The organism is Roseovarius confluentis, assembly GCF_002917925.1.
Classification (GTDB): Bacteria; Pseudomonadota; Alphaproteobacteria; order Rhodobacterales; family Rhodobacteraceae; genus Roseovarius; species Roseovarius confluentis.
The window spans coordinates 1-16,044 of sequence record NZ_PPFE01000007.1; the positions used below are offsets into that span (position 1 = coordinate 1).

The window sequence follows — 16,044 nt, forward strand, 5'->3', positions numbered from 1 at the left end:
TCCGCTCCGAGATCGGCCCCATCGCCAAGCCCGACCTGATCCAATGGGCCCCCGGCCTGCCGAAAACCCGCTCCGGCAAGATCATGCGCCGCATCCTGCGCAAGATCGCCGAGGACGACTACGGCGCGCTCGGCGACACCTCCACACTCGCAGACCCCTCCGTCGTCGACGACCTCATCGACAACAGAATGAACAAGAGCTGACCTCGTAGGGTGGGCATCCTGCCCACCTCACCACGCCACGGGGCCGGTGCCGCAGGTGCCGGCCCTTTTTCCTGCCCTGCCGTCTTTGCCTCCGTCAGAGGACGCCCTCTCGAAATGCGCAACTGGAAAATCGCCGCAGCGGAACTATTTCTCTTTCTCGAAATATCCACCGGAGGATCCCTCATCGCACATCCCATCCGCGCCCTCATCTCTGCCGCCGTCCTTGCCGCGACACCCGCGCTGGCCGAACAGCCGGTGTCGGGCCAGCTTGGCGAAGGCAAGCCCAACGACATCCACCTGGAGATGACCCGCGATGCCGACGGCGGCGTCGCGATTTCGCAATCCGAATTCCGGCTGGCCCATGGCGGCTACTACCGGCTCAACGTGGTCTGCCCGCAGGCGGTCACGCCCGAGACCGGCTTTCATTTCGAGTCCCCGCAGCTGATGGAAAACGCACATATCCGCGTTCTGTCGGTCCTCGAAAGCGAAATGGAGTTCTACGCCCAGGGTCTCAGCTTCCGCGCGATCCAGTGCGACGGCAAGGGCGGTGCCCGGTTCAGCTTTCACCCCATGCGCAAGGGCGAATACCCGTTTCTGGTCAAGGATCATTCCGCCCCGCCAAAAGAGGCCCGTGGCGTTTTCATCGTAGAGTGACGTGACGCAACAGGGTCGCACGCGCCTCCCACCCCGCGCATTGCCGCCGCTATGCCGCCTTGCGCGTCGCCAGCACCACGCCGACACCGGCCAGCGCCATGCCGCCCCAGGCCAGGGGAGGCATCACCTCGCCCAGCATGACCCACGCGATCACCGCGGCCAGCGGCGGCACCAGGAAGAAAAGCGCCGATACCTTGGCGACGTCACCCACCCGGATCATCGCCAGGAGCAGCCCCACCGCCAGCAGCGAATTGCCCACCACCAGGTAGAACAGCACGCCGACGAACGGCCAGCTCCAGTTGATCGACAGATCCTCCTGCAGCGCCAGCAACGGCAGGATCCCCAATAGCCCGGCGGCATAACCGACAAGGTTCGAGGTCACCGGGTGGTGTCGCAGCCCGTACCGCTTTTCCCAAAGCGACGCGGTGACGATGCCCCCAAGTCCGATCATCGCAAAGACGAACCCCATGAGGCTGGGCGGCTCCACCGCCGAGCGTGCTCCGATCACCATGCCAGCCCCGACAAGCCCCAGGATCAAGCCGGACCACTGCTTCAACCCCGCGCGCTCGCCTGTCCAGCGCGGCGCGATCAGCGCCACCAGGATCGGCTGCAGCGTCATCAAAAGCGCCAACGTCCCCACCGCGACACCCGCTTCCAGCGCGCAGTACGACATACCGAAATAAACCGATTGGATCAGTAGGCCGACAATGGCCAGATGTCCCCATTCCGCGCGGCTTTGCGGCAAAGGCGGACGCAGCACGGCCCAAAGTACCGCCATCGCCACCACCACCAACCCAAAACGCAGCGCCAGGATCGTCATCGGCGCGGCATAGACCAGCCCGACCTTCGCCACGCCATAGCCTCCCGACCACAGCAAGAGAAAGATGAACGGTGCAAGCCGTAGCCAGACGGGGCGGTCTGATGACATGAAAGGGCGCAGGTCCTTCGGCTGATCCGTCGCTGTTATGGGCCGACGGCGCCCCGAGCAACAGCCCTTTTTGCCCGCAAGTCTGTGTGCGGGTTCCGGTCCGCCCTCTGCGCCATGGCTGCCGAGAGCTTCAGACCAAAAGGTATCCTGATTACACCACCCTGATGTAGGGAAGCGTATTTCCGCCGACAGCCCTGCCACTTACGCAGATTTACGCGGATGAAAAATCATGTGACCTGACGTGGAACTCTTGGGCTCTAAAGTCGTTGGAGGTACAGCAAAAGGAAGAGGACTCATGAAAAAACACATCACAGCACTTGCTACCGCCGCCGCCCTGACCGTCACTGCATGTGACACACTGACCGAGGAGGAACAGGGCGCCCTGATCGGCGCAGGCGCAGGCGCCGTTGCCGCCCAGGCCTTTGACGCAAATCTCGGCTGGACCGTTGTGACCGCAGCTGGCGGCGCCGCTGCAGGCGCGCTTATCGCGCGGAACCAGCGCACCGACCAATGCGCCTATGCGGACGGCCGTGGCGGTTATGTGACGCGCCCCTGCTAAGCATCGGAAAATTTTTCGAATTTTCGAGCCCCAGAGTCTTCGCACGAAGACTCTGGGGCTTTGCGTTTCAGCCCCGCCCGCGATACGGTGGCACGCCCTGATCCGGCACCCAGACACCGGCCGGTATCTCACCGGTCTGCCAAAAGACGTCGATCGGGATACCCCCACGCGGATACCAGTATCCCCCGATCCGCAGCCATTGCGGTTCCAGATAATCCACCAGACGTCGCGCGATCGAAATGGTGCAGTCCTCGTGAAAAGCCCCGTGATTACGGAAACTTGTGAGGAAAAGCTTAAGCGACTTGCTTTCCACCAGCCACTTGCCCGGAACATAGTCGATCACCAGATGCGCGAAATCCGGCTGGCCGGTCATCGGGCATAGCGATGTGAATTCCGGTGCGGTGAACCGCACGTTATAGGCCACATCCGTCTGCGGGTTCTCGACCCGCTCCAGTTCGGCCTCTTCGGGGCTTTGCGGCACTTTCGTTTCGCCGCCCAGCTGCTTGAGATCCTTGTAGATATTGTCCGCCATTCCGTCCTCCGTCAGACCCCGCGCATGTTGCCCCACAGGGTCACGTGCAATTGCGGCAGCACCCGCGCGTCATACCACTTTTCTTCGGTCACCCTGTCCACCAGCCAGCGCATCCGCGCTTCCAGCCCGTCGCGGTCGACTTGGGCCGTGTCGTCATCGGGCGGCGGCGGCGTATGGTTGCCCGGCTGCAGGTAGACGGGCAGTTGCGGAAACATCGCCGCGGCCTCGCGCGCATAGGCAAAATCCGCCTCGTCGAACACTACGAGCTTCAGGATGGTCTGCGTGCCCTGGCCCGCCTCGACGCATTCCGCCACCAGCCCCCAGTCGGTCGGCATCCCGCTCGACGGCGGCTTGGGCGACAGCACCAGCATGTCCAGCGCCTCGAACCAACCGCGCACGACCGACCCTTGGGTTTCCATGGCGAAATAACAGCCCTGTTCCTGGCCAAGCCGGATCAGGTCCGCCATCGGCTGAATCGCCGGGTTGCCCCCCGAGAGCGTGATCAGGATCGGCTTGCCCCCTGCCAGGCGCGCCACTTCTTCCATGATCGCCTCGGGCGTCATTGCCTTCCACGTATCGCGATAGTCATTGTCCACCGCGTGCATGCTGTCGCACCACGAACAGCGGAAATCGCAGCCACCCGTGCGCACGAACACCGTCGGCTGGCCGATCAAAGCCCCCTCGCCCTGGATCGTCGGCCCGAAAATCTCGGAGACACGGATGAGGTGCTTCTCGCTCACGGCCGATACTCCGCCCATGTCTTCGGCGTCTCGCTGACCTTTGCCGCCGCCACCTCGGGCCACCGCGCATGGCACCAGTCATGGAAATGCTTCGCCAACCGCTCGGCGGTCACACAATCATCTCCCAGCACATCATTCAGGTGCCGATGATCCAGCGTCTCATCAACGTACCGCTTGAACTCCGCCAGATCGAGGTAATCCCGCACGAACCCATGCCCGTTCAACTCGGCGGCGCGAAGCTCGATAACGACCACATAGTTATGCCCGTGCAGCCGCGCGCATTGATGGTCCTCGGGCAACCCGTGCAACTGGTGACTGGCCGAGAAATGAAACTCCTTGGTGATCGTATACATCACGCCACCCCCGTCGCCGCTTTCCAGAACGTCTCATCCGCGTAGGCGGTCGGGTCCGGGACACCCGCCAAGTGAAACGCCTCGCGCCGCTCCACGCAGGTGCCGCAGCGCCCGCAATGCACGTCGCCGCCCTTGTAGCACGACCATGTCTCGGCAAAGGGCGTGTTCCAGCGCGCGCCCTCGGCAACGATATCCGCCTTCGACCCCGTCAGGAACGGCGTGTACAGCTGCACCTCGGCCACGCCCTCCAGCGCCTGATCCTGCATCGCCTGGAACGCCTCGACGAACCCGGGCCGGCAGTCAGGGTAGATGAAATGATCTCCGCCATGCACGGCGGCCGCCACCGCCTCGGCCTTCTCGGCGGCGGCCATGCCAAAGGCGATGGCCAGCATGATCGCGTTGCGGTTCGGCACGATGGTGATCTTCATCGTCTCTTCCGCGTAATGCCCGTCCGGCACGTCCACGTCATCGGTCAGGGCCGAGCCACCCAGCGCCGCGCCCACGCCCGAGATGTCCACCACCTTGTGCGGCACGCCCAGCCGCTTGGCACAGGCCGCGGCATATGCCACTTCCTTCACATGCCGCTGGCCATAGTCGAAAGACAACAGCCCCCGCAGCGTCCCCTCGCCCGCCACCTTGTGGGCAAGCGACACGGAATCAAGCCCGCCAGAGCAGATCACGATCGTATCCATTGATTTGGTCCTTGTTTTTTAACGCGGGTAGGCTGCGACCGCAGGGCGTTCACCTAGCGGTTTCGCGGCTCTCTTGCAAGACCCGCGCCGCCACGTTCCGGCCCGACCACCACCAGAAGCGCCACAGCAGGAACACCCCCGCCAGCGCCAGCCCCACGGCCAGCCCCAGCCAGATGCCCACACCGCCCCAATCCAGCCAGAACCCCATCGCGTAACTTACCGGCACGCCCACGATCCAATAGCTGACGACGGCGATCAGCATCGGCACCCGCGTGTCCTGCACGCCGCGCAACAGGCCCAAGGCCATCACCTGCGCCGCGTCCACCAGCTGAAACAGGGCCGCCGCCGCCAACAGGCCCACGCCCACGGCGACCACTGCGTCGCGCTCCGGCTCATCAGGGTTCAGGAACGCCGCGATCATCGGCTCCGGCAGCGTCAGGAACAGCACCACCGTCACCGCCGCAAAGACGCCCGACAGCGCCAAGACCACCTTCGCCCCGTCCCGCAGTCCCGGCCCGTCACCGCGCCCGAACGCGTTGCCCGCCCGGATCGTCGCCGCGTTGCTCAGCCCCAGATGCACCATGAACGTGACCGAACTGACCTGCAGCGCGATCCCGTGCGCGGCCAGTGCGATCGTCCCCAGCCAGCCCATCATCACCGTCGAGGCGGCGAACAGGCTCACCTCCGCAAGGCTGGTCATCCCGATGGGCCAGCCCAGCCGGAACACCTGCCCGAACGCCTCCCAATCCGGCCGCCAGACGCGGCGGAACAATGCGTGCTCGGGCGTCACCTTGGCCGCATAAACCGCCAGCGCCACGAAGCTCGCGCTCGTCACCACCAGCGACGCCACGGCGGCCCCGCGCACCCCCATCTCCGGCGCGCCCCAGTTTCCGAAGATCAGTGCGTAGTTCACCACCACGTTCAGCCCAACCGCCGCCACAGTGACCCAAAGAACCACTTGCGTGCGTTCCAGGGCCGCCAGGTGCGACTTCAGCACCATAACCAGCAGCGCCGGGAACAACGCGAAGCCCACGATCCGCGCATACTCCCCGGCCAGCGCCGACGTATCCGCCTCCTGCCCCGCCCACACGAACAGCGGCCCCGACCAGATCATCACCGGCAACGCACAGGCGGCAAACAGCACCGAGGCCCAGCCGCCCATCCGCGTCACCCGCCGCACTTGCGTTTCATCCCCCGCGCCCTGCGCTGCCGCCACCAGCGGCATCACGGCCCAGGCAAAGCCCGACCCGAAAATGAACAGAACGAAAAAGAGCGTGCCCCCCAGCACCTCCGCCGCCAGCGCCTCGACCGAGTACCAGCCGAGCATCAGCGCGTCCGTCAGCGTGATCGCCAATTGCGCAAGGTGGCTGCCCACGAGCGGCAGCCCCAGATTCAGCGCCGCCCGGGCGTGTGCACGATATGTCGTCACATCGGTCATACCCCAGCCCATAGAGGCTTTCCCGCGTCCGCAAAACCCCTTTCGACTGGCCCGCACAACCTCGTACACAGCCTCGCTTTTTCTTGCCAGAAATACTCATGGCGCAGCGGCGCCTACAGCACCGCCGCCACCAGTTGCAGCGACACCACGGCGATCAGCGCCCCGGCGGCCATCTCGATCACCGGCAGCGCCCTTGCGCCCGCTCCTCCCGTGGCCAGCCGCGCCAACACGCCTGTCCGCAAGCTGACGGCAGCCACGGCCACAACCATGGTCACGCTCGCCGTGCCCAGCCCCATGATGAAGGCGCCGGCAATGCCCGCCAGGTCGATCCCGAAGCGCCATGTCAGGATCAGCAGGAACAGCGCCCCGGTACAGGGCCGGATCGCCACCGCGCCCACCAACGCAGCCGCCTCCCGCCAGCCATGCACATTGGCCGCTTCCTCCACGCTCGGCCCGTGTCGATGCCCGCAGGTCGAACAGACGCCGTCACCGTGATCGTGGGAATGGTCGTGGTGATGCCCGTGGCCGTGGCCCCTCGCCCGCCACAGCTTCATCGCCCCGCGCAGCACCAGCCACACGCCCACCAGCGCAATCGCGCCATAGCTCACCGCCGCCAGTGTCCGATCGGCCAGCCCCGTCACGGCCTCGCGCCCCAGCCCCAGCGCGTAAAGTCCCGCATAGACCAGCAGCACCGCCGCCGCCGCCTGCGCCAGGCTCGACGCCAGCGCCAGGCCCACCAGCCGCTTGACCGGCACCGCGCGACCCACGCCGTACCCGCCGATCAACAGCTTCCCATGCCCCGGCCCCGCCGCGTGAAAAAACCCGTAGGCAAAGCAGATCCCCCACAGGCCCATCAACGCCCCGGCCTCCCCGGCCCGCAACTTCTGCAAATAGCCCGCCATCGCCTGCTGCACCTCGCGCTGACCCTCCAGCGCCCAGGCCTGCACGGCACCTGCCCCGCCAAAGCCCCACAGCCAGACCGCCAGCGCCACCACGACAAGACCAAGCGCCGTCACGATCCCGCGCATGTCACCTCGGCGGTAAAGGCATAGTGGACACCCACCTTCGCCTCTTCAAAGAACAGCTCGTCGTTGCTGTTGCCCATTTCGGCCACCCGCGCATCGGCGGCATCCGTGTCCGGCGGCACGATCCGCGCCGTGCAGCCGTCTGGCAGGCCGTCTATGCCCACCAGGCTCAGCGCGGCATAGTAATAGGGATCATAAGGCTTCATCCGCAGCATCTCGCCCGCACCGATCTCCCGCGCCGCAACCGGCCTGCGATGCCGCGTCACCAGCGCCCCATCCTGCATCCCCACCGACAGCGCCTCCGCCGGACCCAGCGCCACCGCTCCGTCCTCGTCATAGGCAAACAACGCGCCGTCAAAGCCCTCGGGCCAGTCCTGCAGGTCAAAGCCCAGCAACAGGGCCTTTTCCTCCTCCGTCAGGCTCAGATCCGCATCCGCATCCAGCCCCCGGTCACTCAACACCAGCATGGTGAATAGTGGATCATAGACCCACGTCACCTCGACCCCGTCAACGCGCCCCTCCGCATCGGTCTCCAGGGCAAGCGTCACATCCACAAAGACATGCGGATGCGCCTGCGCCATCGGCGCGGCAATCAGGCCACAGAGAAAGGTCAGGCAACGCCACATGCCGCAAGGTCTAGGCCCTCGCCGCCCCCACGGCAAGAGCCCCTGCACCGGCCATCGCGCGCCACCGGAAAATGCGCATTTTCCGGCCCATTTCCTGCGCAGGAAATGGCCGCGGCCGTCGCGCGCCTCAAGACCCCTTGCGCGTGTCGGGATGCAGCGACTTGCCCAGAATATGATCCGTGCCGTGCAACACATGCTGCGCCGTCGACACGATCAGCGGGTCAGGCCTTTGCACGATCTCCTCGTCCTTGCCCGGATAGTCCAGCGAGGCCAGGAAATGCCGCATGCAATTCAACCGCGCACGCTTCTTGTCGTTCGACTTGACGACGGTCCAAGGCGCATCGGCAGTGTCGGTGTAGAAGAACATCGCCTCCTTCGCCTCGGTGTAGTCATCCCACTTGCCAAGGCTCTGCTTGTCGATCGGGCTCAGCTTCCACTGCTTCAGCGGGTCCGTGGCGCGGCTGTCGAACCGCCGCTTCTGCTCCTCCTGCGTGACCGAGAACCAGTACTTGTACAGCCGAATGCCCGACCGCGTCAGCATCCGCTCCAACTCGGGCGTCTGGCGCATGAACTCCAGGTATTCATGCGGCTGGCAAAAGCCCATCACCCGCTCCACGCCGGCCCGGTTGTACCACGACCGGTCATAGAACACCATTTCGCCCACAGTCGGCAATTCGTTGATATACCTCTGGAAATACCACTGCCCCTGCTCTTCCCAGGTGGGTTTGTTCAACGCCACCACGCGGGCCTGCCGCGGGTTCAGATGCTCGGTGAACCGCTTGATCGTGCCCCCCTTGCCCGCCGCATCGCGCCCCTCGAACAGCAGCACGAATTTCTGCTCGGCCTCCTGCGCCCAGTGCTGCACTTTCAACAACTCGGCCTGCAACGGTGCCTTCTCCGCCTCGTAGGCGTCGCGGCTCATCTTCTCCTCGTAGGGATACTCGCCCGCCTCGAAGGCGCGGCGAAACGCGGTCACGCTGTCCTGCCCGCTCTCCGCCGTCCCGTTACCACGGGCCTTGGCGTTCATCTGTTCCACGACAGCCATCGCGCATCTCCTTCGCTCAATCAAATCAAGCGAAGTATACCGCCCTCTGCCATCCGGCACCTTGATCCCTGTCAAGCTCGCGCGGGCAAGAGCGCCGCATCGAACTGCCCCGCGGCAGAGGCAAAGCTCTGCACCCACGGCACCGGCCCGCCATCCCGCGCGCCCGATGCAATGGGCTCAGTGGGTCCAGGCGCCCCGGCGGTTGGTGGCGAAATTCTCGCCATAGCCGCCCCTCCGGATGTTGGGCTTGCGCTTGTGCGGCTCTGCCACGACCACGTCGATGCCGTGCTCCTTGGCATAGTCCAGCGCCGCCTCCTTGCTGGAAAAACGCAACCGCACCTGCGCCTGCGTGTCCGACGAACTGGTCCAGCCCATCAATGGATCCACGTCGCGCCCGGTCTCGTTGACATGCTCCAGCACCCAGGTGTTGGTTTTGGCCTGCCCCGATTGGGTGGCTGTCCGCGCGGGCTGGTAGATACGTGCTGGCATGATACGTCTCCGATCTGGTCTTGTCCTCCCGATTACCCCAAGCGGCCCCACTGTCACAAGAGGCCATTTGCGCGCGCCCCGCGGCTTTTTCTTGCCAAAAATACTCAAATCCCCACGCGCACCTCCTGACAAATCCCGTCACCATTCCAGGCACCATCGCCCGCCCGCCTTGAACTTGGGCTCGCAGGCATCAAGTCTGGGGCAAGTTTCAAGGAATCGCCCCCATGCCCTACGCCCATTCCGACAAGTCCACCGCCCTGATGCACGCGCCCGCACCCGACGTGAAGGCGCGCGAAAAGCTCGAGGGCGGCAAGCGGTTCGAGATGGTGACCGAGTTCTCGCCCGCCGGCGACCAGCCCACCGCCATCGCCGAGCTGTCCTCGGGCGTCAACGACGGCGAGCGGGACCAGGTCCTGCTCGGCGCCACCGGCACCGGCAAGACCTACACCATGGCATCGGTGATCGAGGAAACCCAGCGTCCCGCCATCATCCTCGCGCCCAACAAGACGCTGGCGGCCCAGCTTTACGGCGAGTTCAAGAATTTCTTTCCCAACAACGCGGTCGAGTATTTCGTCAGCTACTACGACTACTACCAGCCCGAGGCCTACGTGCCGCGCTCGGACACCTATATCGAGAAGGAATCCCAGATCAACGAACAGATCGACCGGATGCGCCACTCCGCCACCCGCGCGCTTCTGGAACGCGACGACGTGATCATCGTGGCCTCGGTCTCCTGCATCTACGGCATCGGGTCGGTCGAGACCTACGGCGCCATGACACAAGATCTGAAAGTGGGCTCCGACTACGACCAGCGCGCCGTCATGGCCGACCTTGTCGCCCAGCAATACCGCCGCAACGACCAGGCCTTCCAGCGTGGTTCATTCCGCGTACGCGGTGACAGCCTCGAGATCTTCCCCGCCCACCTGGAGGACCGCGCCTGGAAGTTGAGCTTCTTCGGGGAAGAACTTGAATCCATTACTGAATTCGATCCCCTGACGGGCGAGAAAACCGACAGCTTCGACCAGATCCGCGTCTATGCCAACTCGCACTACGTGACGCCCAAACCGACGATGCAACAAGCCATCATCGGCATCAAGAAAGAGCTGCGCACCCGCCTCGACCAGCTGGTCGGCGAAGGCAAACTGCTCGAGGCACAGCGGCTGGAACAACGCACCAATTTCGACCTCGAAATGCTCGAGGCGACCGGCGTCTGCAACGGGATCGAGAACTACTCGCGCTACCTGACGGGCCGCGCCCCGGGCGAGCCGCCCCCCACGCTGTTCGAGTTCATTCCCGACAATGCCATTGTTTTCGCGGACGAATCCCACGTCTCCGTCCCCCAGATCGGCGGCATGTACAAGGGTGACTACCGTCGCAAGTTCACCCTGGCCGAACACGGCTTCCGCCTGCCCAGCTGCATGGACAACCGCCCCCTGAAGTTCGAAGAATGGGACGCCATGCGCCCGCAATCCGTCTTTGTCTCCGCCACGCCGGCCAAGTGGGAGATCGAGCAAACGGGCGGCGTCTTCACCGAACAGGTGATCCGCCCCACCGGCCTCCTGGACCCTCAGGTCGAGATCCGCCCGGTCGAGATGCAGGTCGACGACCTGCTGGACGAGGTGCGCCGCGTGTCCGAGGCCGGCTACCGCACGCTGGTGACCACCCTCACCAAGCGCATGGCCGAGGACCTGACCGAGTACCTGCACGAGCAGGGCATCCGCGTGCGCTACATGCACTCCGACATCGATACCATTGAAAGGATTGAGATTCTTCGTGACCTCCGCCTTGGCGCCTTCGACGTTCTGATCGGCATCAACCTCTTGCGCGAGGGGCTGGATATTCCCGAATGCGGCCTCGTCGCCATTCTGGACGCGGACAAGGAAGGCTTCCTGCGCTCCGAGACCTCGCTGATCCAGACCATCGGCCGCGCCGCGCGCAACGCCGAGGGCCGCGTGATCATGTATGCCGATCGCATGACCGGCAGCATGGAGCGCGCCATCGGCGAGACCAACCGCCGCCGCGAAAAGCAGATCGCCTATAATGAAGAACACGGCATAACCCCTGAAACAATCAGGAAAAATGTCGAGGACATCCTTGCTGGTCTCTACCAGGGAGACGTCGACATGAACCGCGTGACCGCCAAGGTCGACAAGCCCCTCGTCGGCGCCAACCTTCAAGCCCATCTGGACGGGTTGCGCACCGAGATGCGCAAGGCTGCCGAGAACCTCGAATTCGAAGAAGCCGCCCGCCTGCGCGACGAGGTCAAACGCCTCGAGGCCGTCGACCTCGCCGTCCACGACGACCCTCTCGCGCGTCAATCGGCGGTCGAGGCCGCGTCGGATGCGGCGACGAAGTCACAGGGCCGGTCGACGGCGGGCCGACCGGGGCAACGGGGTGGGAATGTGAAGCGGAGGAAGAAGTAATTGCCTTTCTTGAAATGCTTCAATTAAGTTCCGCAAATGGAAAAGTTTTCAGATTACCTTTATTTCAGCCAATGGCTTAACTTCTTAAAAGACGTTTCCGCGAGTTTTGCTTGGCCTATTACGGTGCTAGTGATCGCACTACTATTCCGAAAACAGATTTCGTTGCTTGTAAGTAAACTGCGAAAAGCCAAGCTTGCAGGAAACGAATTTGATTTCAGTCGCGAGGTGGATGAATTTCTGGACGACGCTAAAGAAGCGGGAGTGGAACCTTCAATCGTCAATGTTCGCGAACTTAGGCCTGAAGACGCACAACTGATTATCTTAAAAGAATTCGCCGAAATTGAAGAAATTCTCCGCTCATGGTTTGCCAGTAATTGGGCAAACTACGAAAAAAAGCTCAATGTTTCTCCCAACAAGCGGCCTGTATCTTTTATGGCGAGATTAAGAGTCCTAGACAAAAATAACATCCTTGACGCAGACACAGTGTCTTTGCTTCACAACCTACGACATTTGAGAAATGAGGCTGCTCACACGACTGATTTTAAACTTCTAGCTGGTGAAGCTTTCGATTTTATTGCAACCGCACAAGGTCTAAAGAACAGGGTCAGATCAGCATTGAATGACGCGACCTAAAAGAGTAAGCCTCCCCCTTACTGTTGGAATACCTTTGAACAGTTAAAACACCCCCGCCACCTCGTACATCACCGGCTCGAACCGCGAGCACATACCCGCGAACTCCCGGTTCCGCCGCCGCATCTCCTCGGACCGCAGCATCGCCTGGAAATCCTCCCGCCGCTCCCATTGCGAGTAATTGGCGATCCGCGTCTGCGCGTCGTTCACATGCAGCGCGGCGGCGATGAACCCGGTCTGTTTCGAGATAAACTCCGCATAAGCCGCCTCCAGCGCCTCCAGCAAATCCGCGCAGGTGCCCGGCGAGCATTCGAACGTTGTGACGACAGTCTGGCACGTGGCCCCGGCCTCGATCTTCAACATGGGCGATTCCTCCTCTGCTCGAGCCTAGCACAGCACCGCCTCAAAACGAGATCGTATCCACCAGTCGCACCCGCACGCCCTCGATCACCTGTTCCTGCCCCGGTACGCGTGCAGTCCGCAGCGTCTTCTGCTGCTGCAGGATCCGGTCCACCACCGCCTGGTCCCGCGGCGACAGCCGGTTCTCGTCACAGGCGTCCGTTCGGGCCCACAGGTTGCGCGAGATCGGCCCGGCGATGGCGCTCGCCACCGTGTCCTGGCTGAAATCCCGCGCCACGATCCGCCGGTCACGCTCCAGCGTCTTCAACGTCTCGACGAAAATATCGACCGTTTCCTGGAACGCCATGTCGCGAGTCTTCAGCTGTTCCGGCGTCGCCTCCGGGTCCTGCACGCAGCGTCGCGCGGCGAAAAGCCAGTCATGCACGATATAGACCGGTCCGTAACTCCAGGGCGAAAACCCCCGGAACGCCTGCGCCACGCGCGGAATCGACCCGCCATCGGTATACATCACGCCGGGCGCGATGACGGCCGGCACGCTCCCCTCAGGACGGATGAAACGCAACTCGAATCCCGGCACCGGCACATAGACGAACCGCCCGCCGCTGCCCGAGCCCGCAGTGCTCTGTTCCAGCCAATAGACCGACACCGCGCCGTCGAATTCCCCCGCCCGGGCGCTCTCGAAATCCACCTCCGCACAGCCAGAAAGGCCTGCCAAGGCCATGAAAATCGCCCCAAGCCGCTGCATCCAAACCCCTTCTTTTCAAGCGTCGCGCCGGGTCATCATGGCACGATTCCGCCGATTTCCAAAACCTGCCGGGAACCACCATGCCCACGACGCGGTTGTATCGCCGAACGCCACGAGGGATGCGCCACGGGGCCATCCGGCGTTCGCAGAAAAGGAGTAGAATGATGAAATCGTTTCTCAGAACCACCGCGCTGGCAGCCCTGCTTTCCCTGCCGCTCGCCGCGACCGCAGCTGAAACCGCTGTCTCGGACATTTCCGTCGAGGCCGACCTGAGCTCCATCCAGAACGCCACCGCCGCCAATGTCTGGGCCAACCTGCCCGCCGACCTGAAAAGTACTCTGGCAGTGCAGCTGGCCGACCAGATCGCCGCCGAGGGCGAAGACGGCGCCCAGATCATGATCGACATCACCTCGGTCGAGCTGGCCTCGTCCTTCGAGAACGTCGCCGACCTGGCCGACTCGAAGATTTCCGGCGACGTGGTCATCGAACGGCCCGGCGACCAGTATGACGAAGCCTACAGCCTGACCGTCAACGCCGAGCAGGCCGCGGTTCTGCTTCCGGCGGACGCCGACATCATGCTGCTCGCCCCCGGCAGCATGGAGTTCTACAACGCGATGGTCGGCGCCTTCGCCAACAACATCGCCGAGAAGATGCAGTAAGCGACCAAATCCCTAACGGTCTTCGCCCGTCCCGCTTCGCCGGGGCGGGCGATTTCGTTCAGACGCGCAGCGCGCGTTCCGACAATTTCTGGAAAAAGGGCGCGTGGTGCCGCAGGTAGTCCAGCAGATGCGGCGCCTTCTCGACCAGCGCGTCGAATTCAATCTCCTTGCGCAGCATTTCCTCCGGGTCCGCCGTGCGGATGCCCGAGGACGTGCGCGCTTCTTCGTGCCACGCGCTGACATGCTCCCAATCCTCGGGCGGGGCCTGCCAGTCGAACGCGGCCTCGGTCCACTCCAGCCCGATCCGCGCCCAAAGCGCGCGCATGATGCCCTTGGGGTCGGCCCGCACCGCCTCTGCCTCGATCACCACGGGCGACAGCCCATCGGCCTCGGCCGCCTGGTACAGCCGCCATTGCGCCTCCAGCCCGACGTTCTCCAGCGTGAAGTCCGGATCCAGCTTGTGATAACTCAGCAGCGACGCCACCGGCGGACGGACCAGGAAAACATGGGTGATCCGGCGCAGCATCCGCGCGTCCTCCAGCATCCGCGGCACCACGTAAAACGCCATGTCCTTGAAAAACACCGGGCCATCCTCGGCCCGCTCCTGCAACATGTCGCAGATACCCTCATAAGTGGTCGGATGCCCCGGCACCGGCTCGAACCCCGGAAAATCCCGGCCCTGGCCCACGTAATAGTCGTACATGAACGGCTCGTGCAGCACGTCCAGGTCGCCGCGTTCGCGCATGATCCGTTCCGTCGCCGTGGACATCGACCGCGGATGCGCCCAAAGCGCGATGATCTTGTGCATGCAACGGCCCTCCTGCGACGGACCCTACAAAGCGCGCGCCAGAGTTTCTAGGCCTTTCACCCGCCGGCTCCCCCGCTCAGAGCGACCCCTCGTCGGTCAGTGACTTGGGCCGCGTGGTGGACCCGTCGCGATAGGCAATGCACTGCCACGGCGCCTGCCCCGGCCCCACGCCCACGATCACCTCCGTGCCCGCCTCGGAAAAACTCGAACTCAGCAGGACCACGTCAGGATTGTTGGTCTCCTCGGTCACAGCCTGCAGACAGGCCTGCTCGGCGGCGCTTGGCATATCGGAGGCCGCTGCGTCCGAGCCGCTCGCCGTCCCGGTCGGCCCTGCCGACGGGTCGTTGCTGCCTTCCACAAGGTAGTCTCCTGCGGCCCAGCCCTCAAAACCCGGATCGGCCAGTGTCGCCACCCGGCACCAGCGCCGCGCTTCTTCCATCCGGCAGCCCAGGTTGCGGACGTTCTGCCCGTTGTTCAGCGTCGTCACCACGGCCGCGCCGCCCGACGGAGCTTCGCGCAGATTCAGCACACCGCCGCCCGACGTCGCCACGCGGTAAAAATCCGGCCCGCCCTGCAGCCCGTCGGCATAGTCGTTCTGTACCGTATCACCGGTCGCGCCCTCGATGCTGATGGAAAGCTCGTAGTCAGACACTTCCTCGCGCCGTGCCGCGCTGCGCATCATGTAGACCGAGATCGTGTAGGTCCCGGATGCAGGCAGCACCCCGTCGAACCGGTTCAGATCGGGCACCATCTCGCCCATCGTCCCGGCATTGGCAATTGCCTCGTCGCCCGGCCCCTTTCCGGGGGCGTAGACGTTGAAATAGGTGGCCAGGTTCGTCGGCTCCAATCTGACCTGCATCCGCTGCCCGGCCTCTGCACCCAACGTGTAAAGCACGCTTTCATAGCCGGTGATGCTGTCGGTGATCGTCGTGCCGCTGGTGCCCGCGTCGAAGCGGACCGTTTCCGTCCGCGTGTCATCCTGCGCCACCAAAGCGGCAGGCGCCCCACAAGCAATCGCCATTGTCAGGAAAAATGCTCTCGCGTTCATCAGTGGTCTCCCTTGAACTGTAGCTGTTCAGTCAAAGGCCCCGATAACTAATGAAAACTCGCTTGTTTAAAGAAATGGGCCTGCCCG

At 63.8% G+C, this 16,044-nt stretch carries 19 protein-coding genes and 1 pseudogene; 6 read left to right on the plus strand and 14 right to left on the minus strand.

Annotated elements, in window-relative coordinates:
• Positions 1–203 (plus strand): annotated as a pseudogene (locus C2I35_RS15100) (acetate--CoA ligase); the annotation flags it as partial.
• A 114-nt stretch (positions 204–317) separates the two neighbouring features.
• Entirely contained in the window at positions 318–857 is a 540-nt protein-coding gene (locus tag C2I35_RS15105; RefSeq protein WP_103763898.1) for a hypothetical protein, read from the plus strand.
• 49 nt (positions 858–906) lie between these two features.
• Here the strand turns inward: C2I35_RS15105 and C2I35_RS15110 are convergent, their stop codons facing one another.
• Positions 907–1,785, minus strand: coding sequence for a DMT family transporter (locus C2I35_RS15110; protein ID WP_103763899.1), 879 nt, complete (start codon positions 1,783–1,785; stop codon positions 907–909).
• 295 nt (positions 1,786–2,080) lie between these two features.
• Here C2I35_RS15110 and C2I35_RS15115 point away from each other — a divergent pair, with 295 nt between their 5' ends.
• Positions 2,081–2,344, plus strand: a complete 264-nt coding sequence (locus C2I35_RS15115; RefSeq protein ID WP_103763900.1) for a YMGG-like glycine zipper-containing protein — start codon at positions 2,081–2,083, stop codon at positions 2,342–2,344.
• Between the two features lie 67 nt (positions 2,345–2,411).
• Here the strand turns inward: C2I35_RS15115 and queF are convergent, their stop codons facing one another.
• The 9 genes from queF to C2I35_RS15160 form a co-directional block, all read right to left on the minus strand.
• Positions 2,412–2,876, minus strand: coding sequence for a preQ(1) synthase (queF, locus tag C2I35_RS15120; protein ID WP_103763901.1), 465 nt, complete (start codon positions 2,874–2,876; stop codon positions 2,412–2,414).
• Between the two features lie 11 nt (positions 2,877–2,887).
• Positions 2,888–3,634 (minus strand): 7-carboxy-7-deazaguanine synthase QueE, encoded by a 747-nt coding sequence (queE, locus tag C2I35_RS15125; protein ID WP_103763902.1) that lies wholly within the window; start codon positions 3,632–3,634, stop codon positions 2,888–2,890.
• Positions 3,613–3,969 (minus strand): 6-pyruvoyl trahydropterin synthase family protein, encoded by a 357-nt coding sequence (locus C2I35_RS15130; protein WP_103763903.1) that lies wholly within the window; start codon positions 3,967–3,969, stop codon positions 3,613–3,615. Before C2I35_RS15130 ends, queE begins: the two co-directional genes overlap by 22 nt.
• Complete coding sequence (queC, locus tag C2I35_RS15135) at positions 3,969–4,661, minus strand: 7-cyano-7-deazaguanine synthase QueC (protein WP_103763904.1); 693 nt, start codon at positions 4,659–4,661, stop codon at positions 3,969–3,971. Before queC ends, C2I35_RS15130 begins: the two co-directional genes overlap by 1 nt.
• Before the next feature lie 49 nt (positions 4,662–4,710).
• Positions 4,711–6,099 (minus strand): MATE family efflux transporter, encoded by a 1,389-nt coding sequence (locus C2I35_RS15140; RefSeq protein WP_103763905.1) that lies wholly within the window; start codon positions 6,097–6,099, stop codon positions 4,711–4,713.
• 113 nt (positions 6,100–6,212) lie between these two features.
• A complete protein-coding gene (locus tag C2I35_RS15145) occupies positions 6,213–7,127 on the minus strand; it encodes a nickel/cobalt transporter (RefSeq protein ID WP_103763906.1) in 915 nt (304 codons plus the stop codon).
• Positions 7,112–7,750: a DUF1007 family protein gene (locus C2I35_RS15150; protein WP_170067230.1), complete on the minus strand. Its 639-nt coding sequence runs from the start codon at positions 7,748–7,750 to the stop codon at positions 7,112–7,114. Before C2I35_RS15150 ends, C2I35_RS15145 begins: the two co-directional genes overlap by 16 nt.
• A 127-nt stretch (positions 7,751–7,877) precedes the next feature.
• Complete coding sequence (gene ppk2, locus C2I35_RS15155) at positions 7,878–8,777, minus strand: polyphosphate kinase 2 (RefSeq protein WP_245890518.1); 900 nt, start codon at positions 8,775–8,777, stop codon at positions 7,878–7,880.
• Between the two features lie 195 nt (positions 8,778–8,972).
• Positions 8,973–9,284, minus strand: coding sequence for an ETC complex I subunit (locus tag C2I35_RS15160; RefSeq protein WP_103763909.1), 312 nt, complete (start codon positions 9,282–9,284; stop codon positions 8,973–8,975).
• A 224-nt stretch (positions 9,285–9,508) separates the two neighbouring features.
• Between C2I35_RS15160 and uvrB the strand changes: the two genes are divergently transcribed.
• The gene (uvrB, locus tag C2I35_RS15165) at positions 9,509–11,707 is read left to right on the plus strand and encodes an excinuclease ABC subunit UvrB (protein ID WP_103763910.1); all 2,199 of its coding nucleotides are present in this window, start codon (positions 9,509–9,511) and stop codon (positions 11,705–11,707) included.
• A gap of 36 nt (positions 11,708–11,743) precedes the next feature.
• On the plus strand, positions 11,744–12,340 hold the full coding sequence (locus tag C2I35_RS15170; RefSeq protein WP_103763911.1) for a DUF4145 domain-containing protein: 597 nt from the start codon (positions 11,744–11,746) through the stop codon (positions 12,338–12,340).
• A 42-nt stretch (positions 12,341–12,382) separates the two neighbouring features.
• Here the strand turns inward: C2I35_RS15170 and C2I35_RS15175 are convergent, their stop codons facing one another.
• Complete coding sequence (locus C2I35_RS15175; RefSeq protein WP_103763912.1) at positions 12,383–12,700, minus strand: antibiotic biosynthesis monooxygenase family protein; 318 nt, start codon at positions 12,698–12,700, stop codon at positions 12,383–12,385.
• 40 nt (positions 12,701–12,740) lie between these two features.
• Complete coding sequence (locus C2I35_RS15180; RefSeq protein ID WP_103763913.1) at positions 12,741–13,442, minus strand: DUF1353 domain-containing protein; 702 nt, start codon at positions 13,440–13,442, stop codon at positions 12,741–12,743.
• A 164-nt stretch (positions 13,443–13,606) separates the two neighbouring features.
• On the opposite strand from C2I35_RS15180, the gene C2I35_RS15185 reads away from it, so the two are divergent.
• The gene (locus C2I35_RS15185; RefSeq protein WP_103764084.1) at positions 13,607–14,101 is read left to right on the plus strand and encodes a hypothetical protein; all 495 of its coding nucleotides are present in this window, start codon (positions 13,607–13,609) and stop codon (positions 14,099–14,101) included.
• 58 nt (positions 14,102–14,159) lie between these two features.
• On the opposite strand, the gene C2I35_RS15190 is transcribed toward C2I35_RS15185, so the two are convergent.
• Together C2I35_RS15190 and C2I35_RS15195 are read right to left on the minus strand one after the other, a co-directional pair.
• Complete coding sequence (locus C2I35_RS15190) at positions 14,160–14,909, minus strand: sulfotransferase-like domain-containing protein (protein WP_103763914.1); 750 nt, start codon at positions 14,907–14,909, stop codon at positions 14,160–14,162.
• A gap of 76 nt (positions 14,910–14,985) precedes the next feature.
• On the minus strand, positions 14,986–15,957 hold the full coding sequence (locus tag C2I35_RS15195; RefSeq protein ID WP_103763915.1) for an SH3 domain-containing protein: 972 nt from the start codon (positions 15,955–15,957) through the stop codon (positions 14,986–14,988).
• Positions 15,958–16,044: the final 87 nt, after the last annotated feature.

Coding starts and splice junctions, on each gene's coding strand:
- C2I35_RS15105 (WP_103763898.1), top strand. CDS start 318: ATGCGCAACTGGAAAATCGCCGCAGCGGAACTATTTCTCTTTCTCGAA.
- C2I35_RS15110 (WP_103763899.1), bottom strand. CDS start 1,785: ATGTCATCAGACCGCCCCGTCTGGCTACGGCTTGCACCGTTCATCTTT.
- C2I35_RS15115 (WP_103763900.1), top strand. CDS start 2,081: ATGAAAAAACACATCACAGCACTTGCTACCGCCGCCGCCCTGACCGTC.
- queF (WP_103763901.1), bottom strand. CDS start 2,876: ATGGCGGACAATATCTACAAGGATCTCAAGCAGCTGGGCGGCGAAACG.
- queE (WP_103763902.1), bottom strand. CDS start 3,634: ATGGGCGGAGTATCGGCCGTGAGCGAGAAGCACCTCATCCGTGTCTCC.
- C2I35_RS15130 (WP_103763903.1), bottom strand. CDS start 3,969: ATGTATACGATCACCAAGGAGTTTCATTTCTCGGCCAGTCACCAGTTG.
- queC (WP_103763904.1), bottom strand. CDS start 4,661: ATGGATACGATCGTGATCTGCTCTGGCGGGCTTGATTCCGTGTCGCTT.
- C2I35_RS15140 (WP_103763905.1), bottom strand. CDS start 6,099: ATGACCGATGTGACGACATATCGTGCACACGCCCGGGCGGCGCTGAAT.
- C2I35_RS15145 (WP_103763906.1), bottom strand. CDS start 7,127: ATGCGCGGGATCGTGACGGCGCTTGGTCTTGTCGTGGTGGCGCTGGCG.
- C2I35_RS15150 (WP_170067230.1), bottom strand. CDS start 7,750: ATGTGGCGTTGCCTGACCTTTCTCTGTGGCCTGATTGCCGCGCCGATG.
- ppk2 (WP_245890518.1), bottom strand. CDS start 8,777: ATGAACGCCAAGGCCCGTGGTAACGGGACGGCGGAGAGCGGGCAGGAC.
- C2I35_RS15160 (WP_103763909.1), bottom strand. CDS start 9,284: ATGCCAGCACGTATCTACCAGCCCGCGCGGACAGCCACCCAATCGGGG.
- uvrB (WP_103763910.1), top strand. CDS start 9,509: ATGCCCTACGCCCATTCCGACAAGTCCACCGCCCTGATGCACGCGCCC.
- C2I35_RS15170 (WP_103763911.1), top strand. CDS start 11,744: ATGGAAAAGTTTTCAGATTACCTTTATTTCAGCCAATGGCTTAACTTC.
- C2I35_RS15175 (WP_103763912.1), bottom strand. CDS start 12,700: ATGTTGAAGATCGAGGCCGGGGCCACGTGCCAGACTGTCGTCACAACG.
- C2I35_RS15180 (WP_103763913.1), bottom strand. CDS start 13,442: ATGCAGCGGCTTGGGGCGATTTTCATGGCCTTGGCAGGCCTTTCTGGC.
- C2I35_RS15185 (WP_103764084.1), top strand. CDS start 13,607: ATGAAATCGTTTCTCAGAACCACCGCGCTGGCAGCCCTGCTTTCCCTG.
- C2I35_RS15190 (WP_103763914.1), bottom strand. CDS start 14,909: ATGCACAAGATCATCGCGCTTTGGGCGCATCCGCGGTCGATGTCCACG.
- C2I35_RS15195 (WP_103763915.1), bottom strand. CDS start 15,957: ATGAACGCGAGAGCATTTTTCCTGACAATGGCGATTGCTTGTGGGGCG.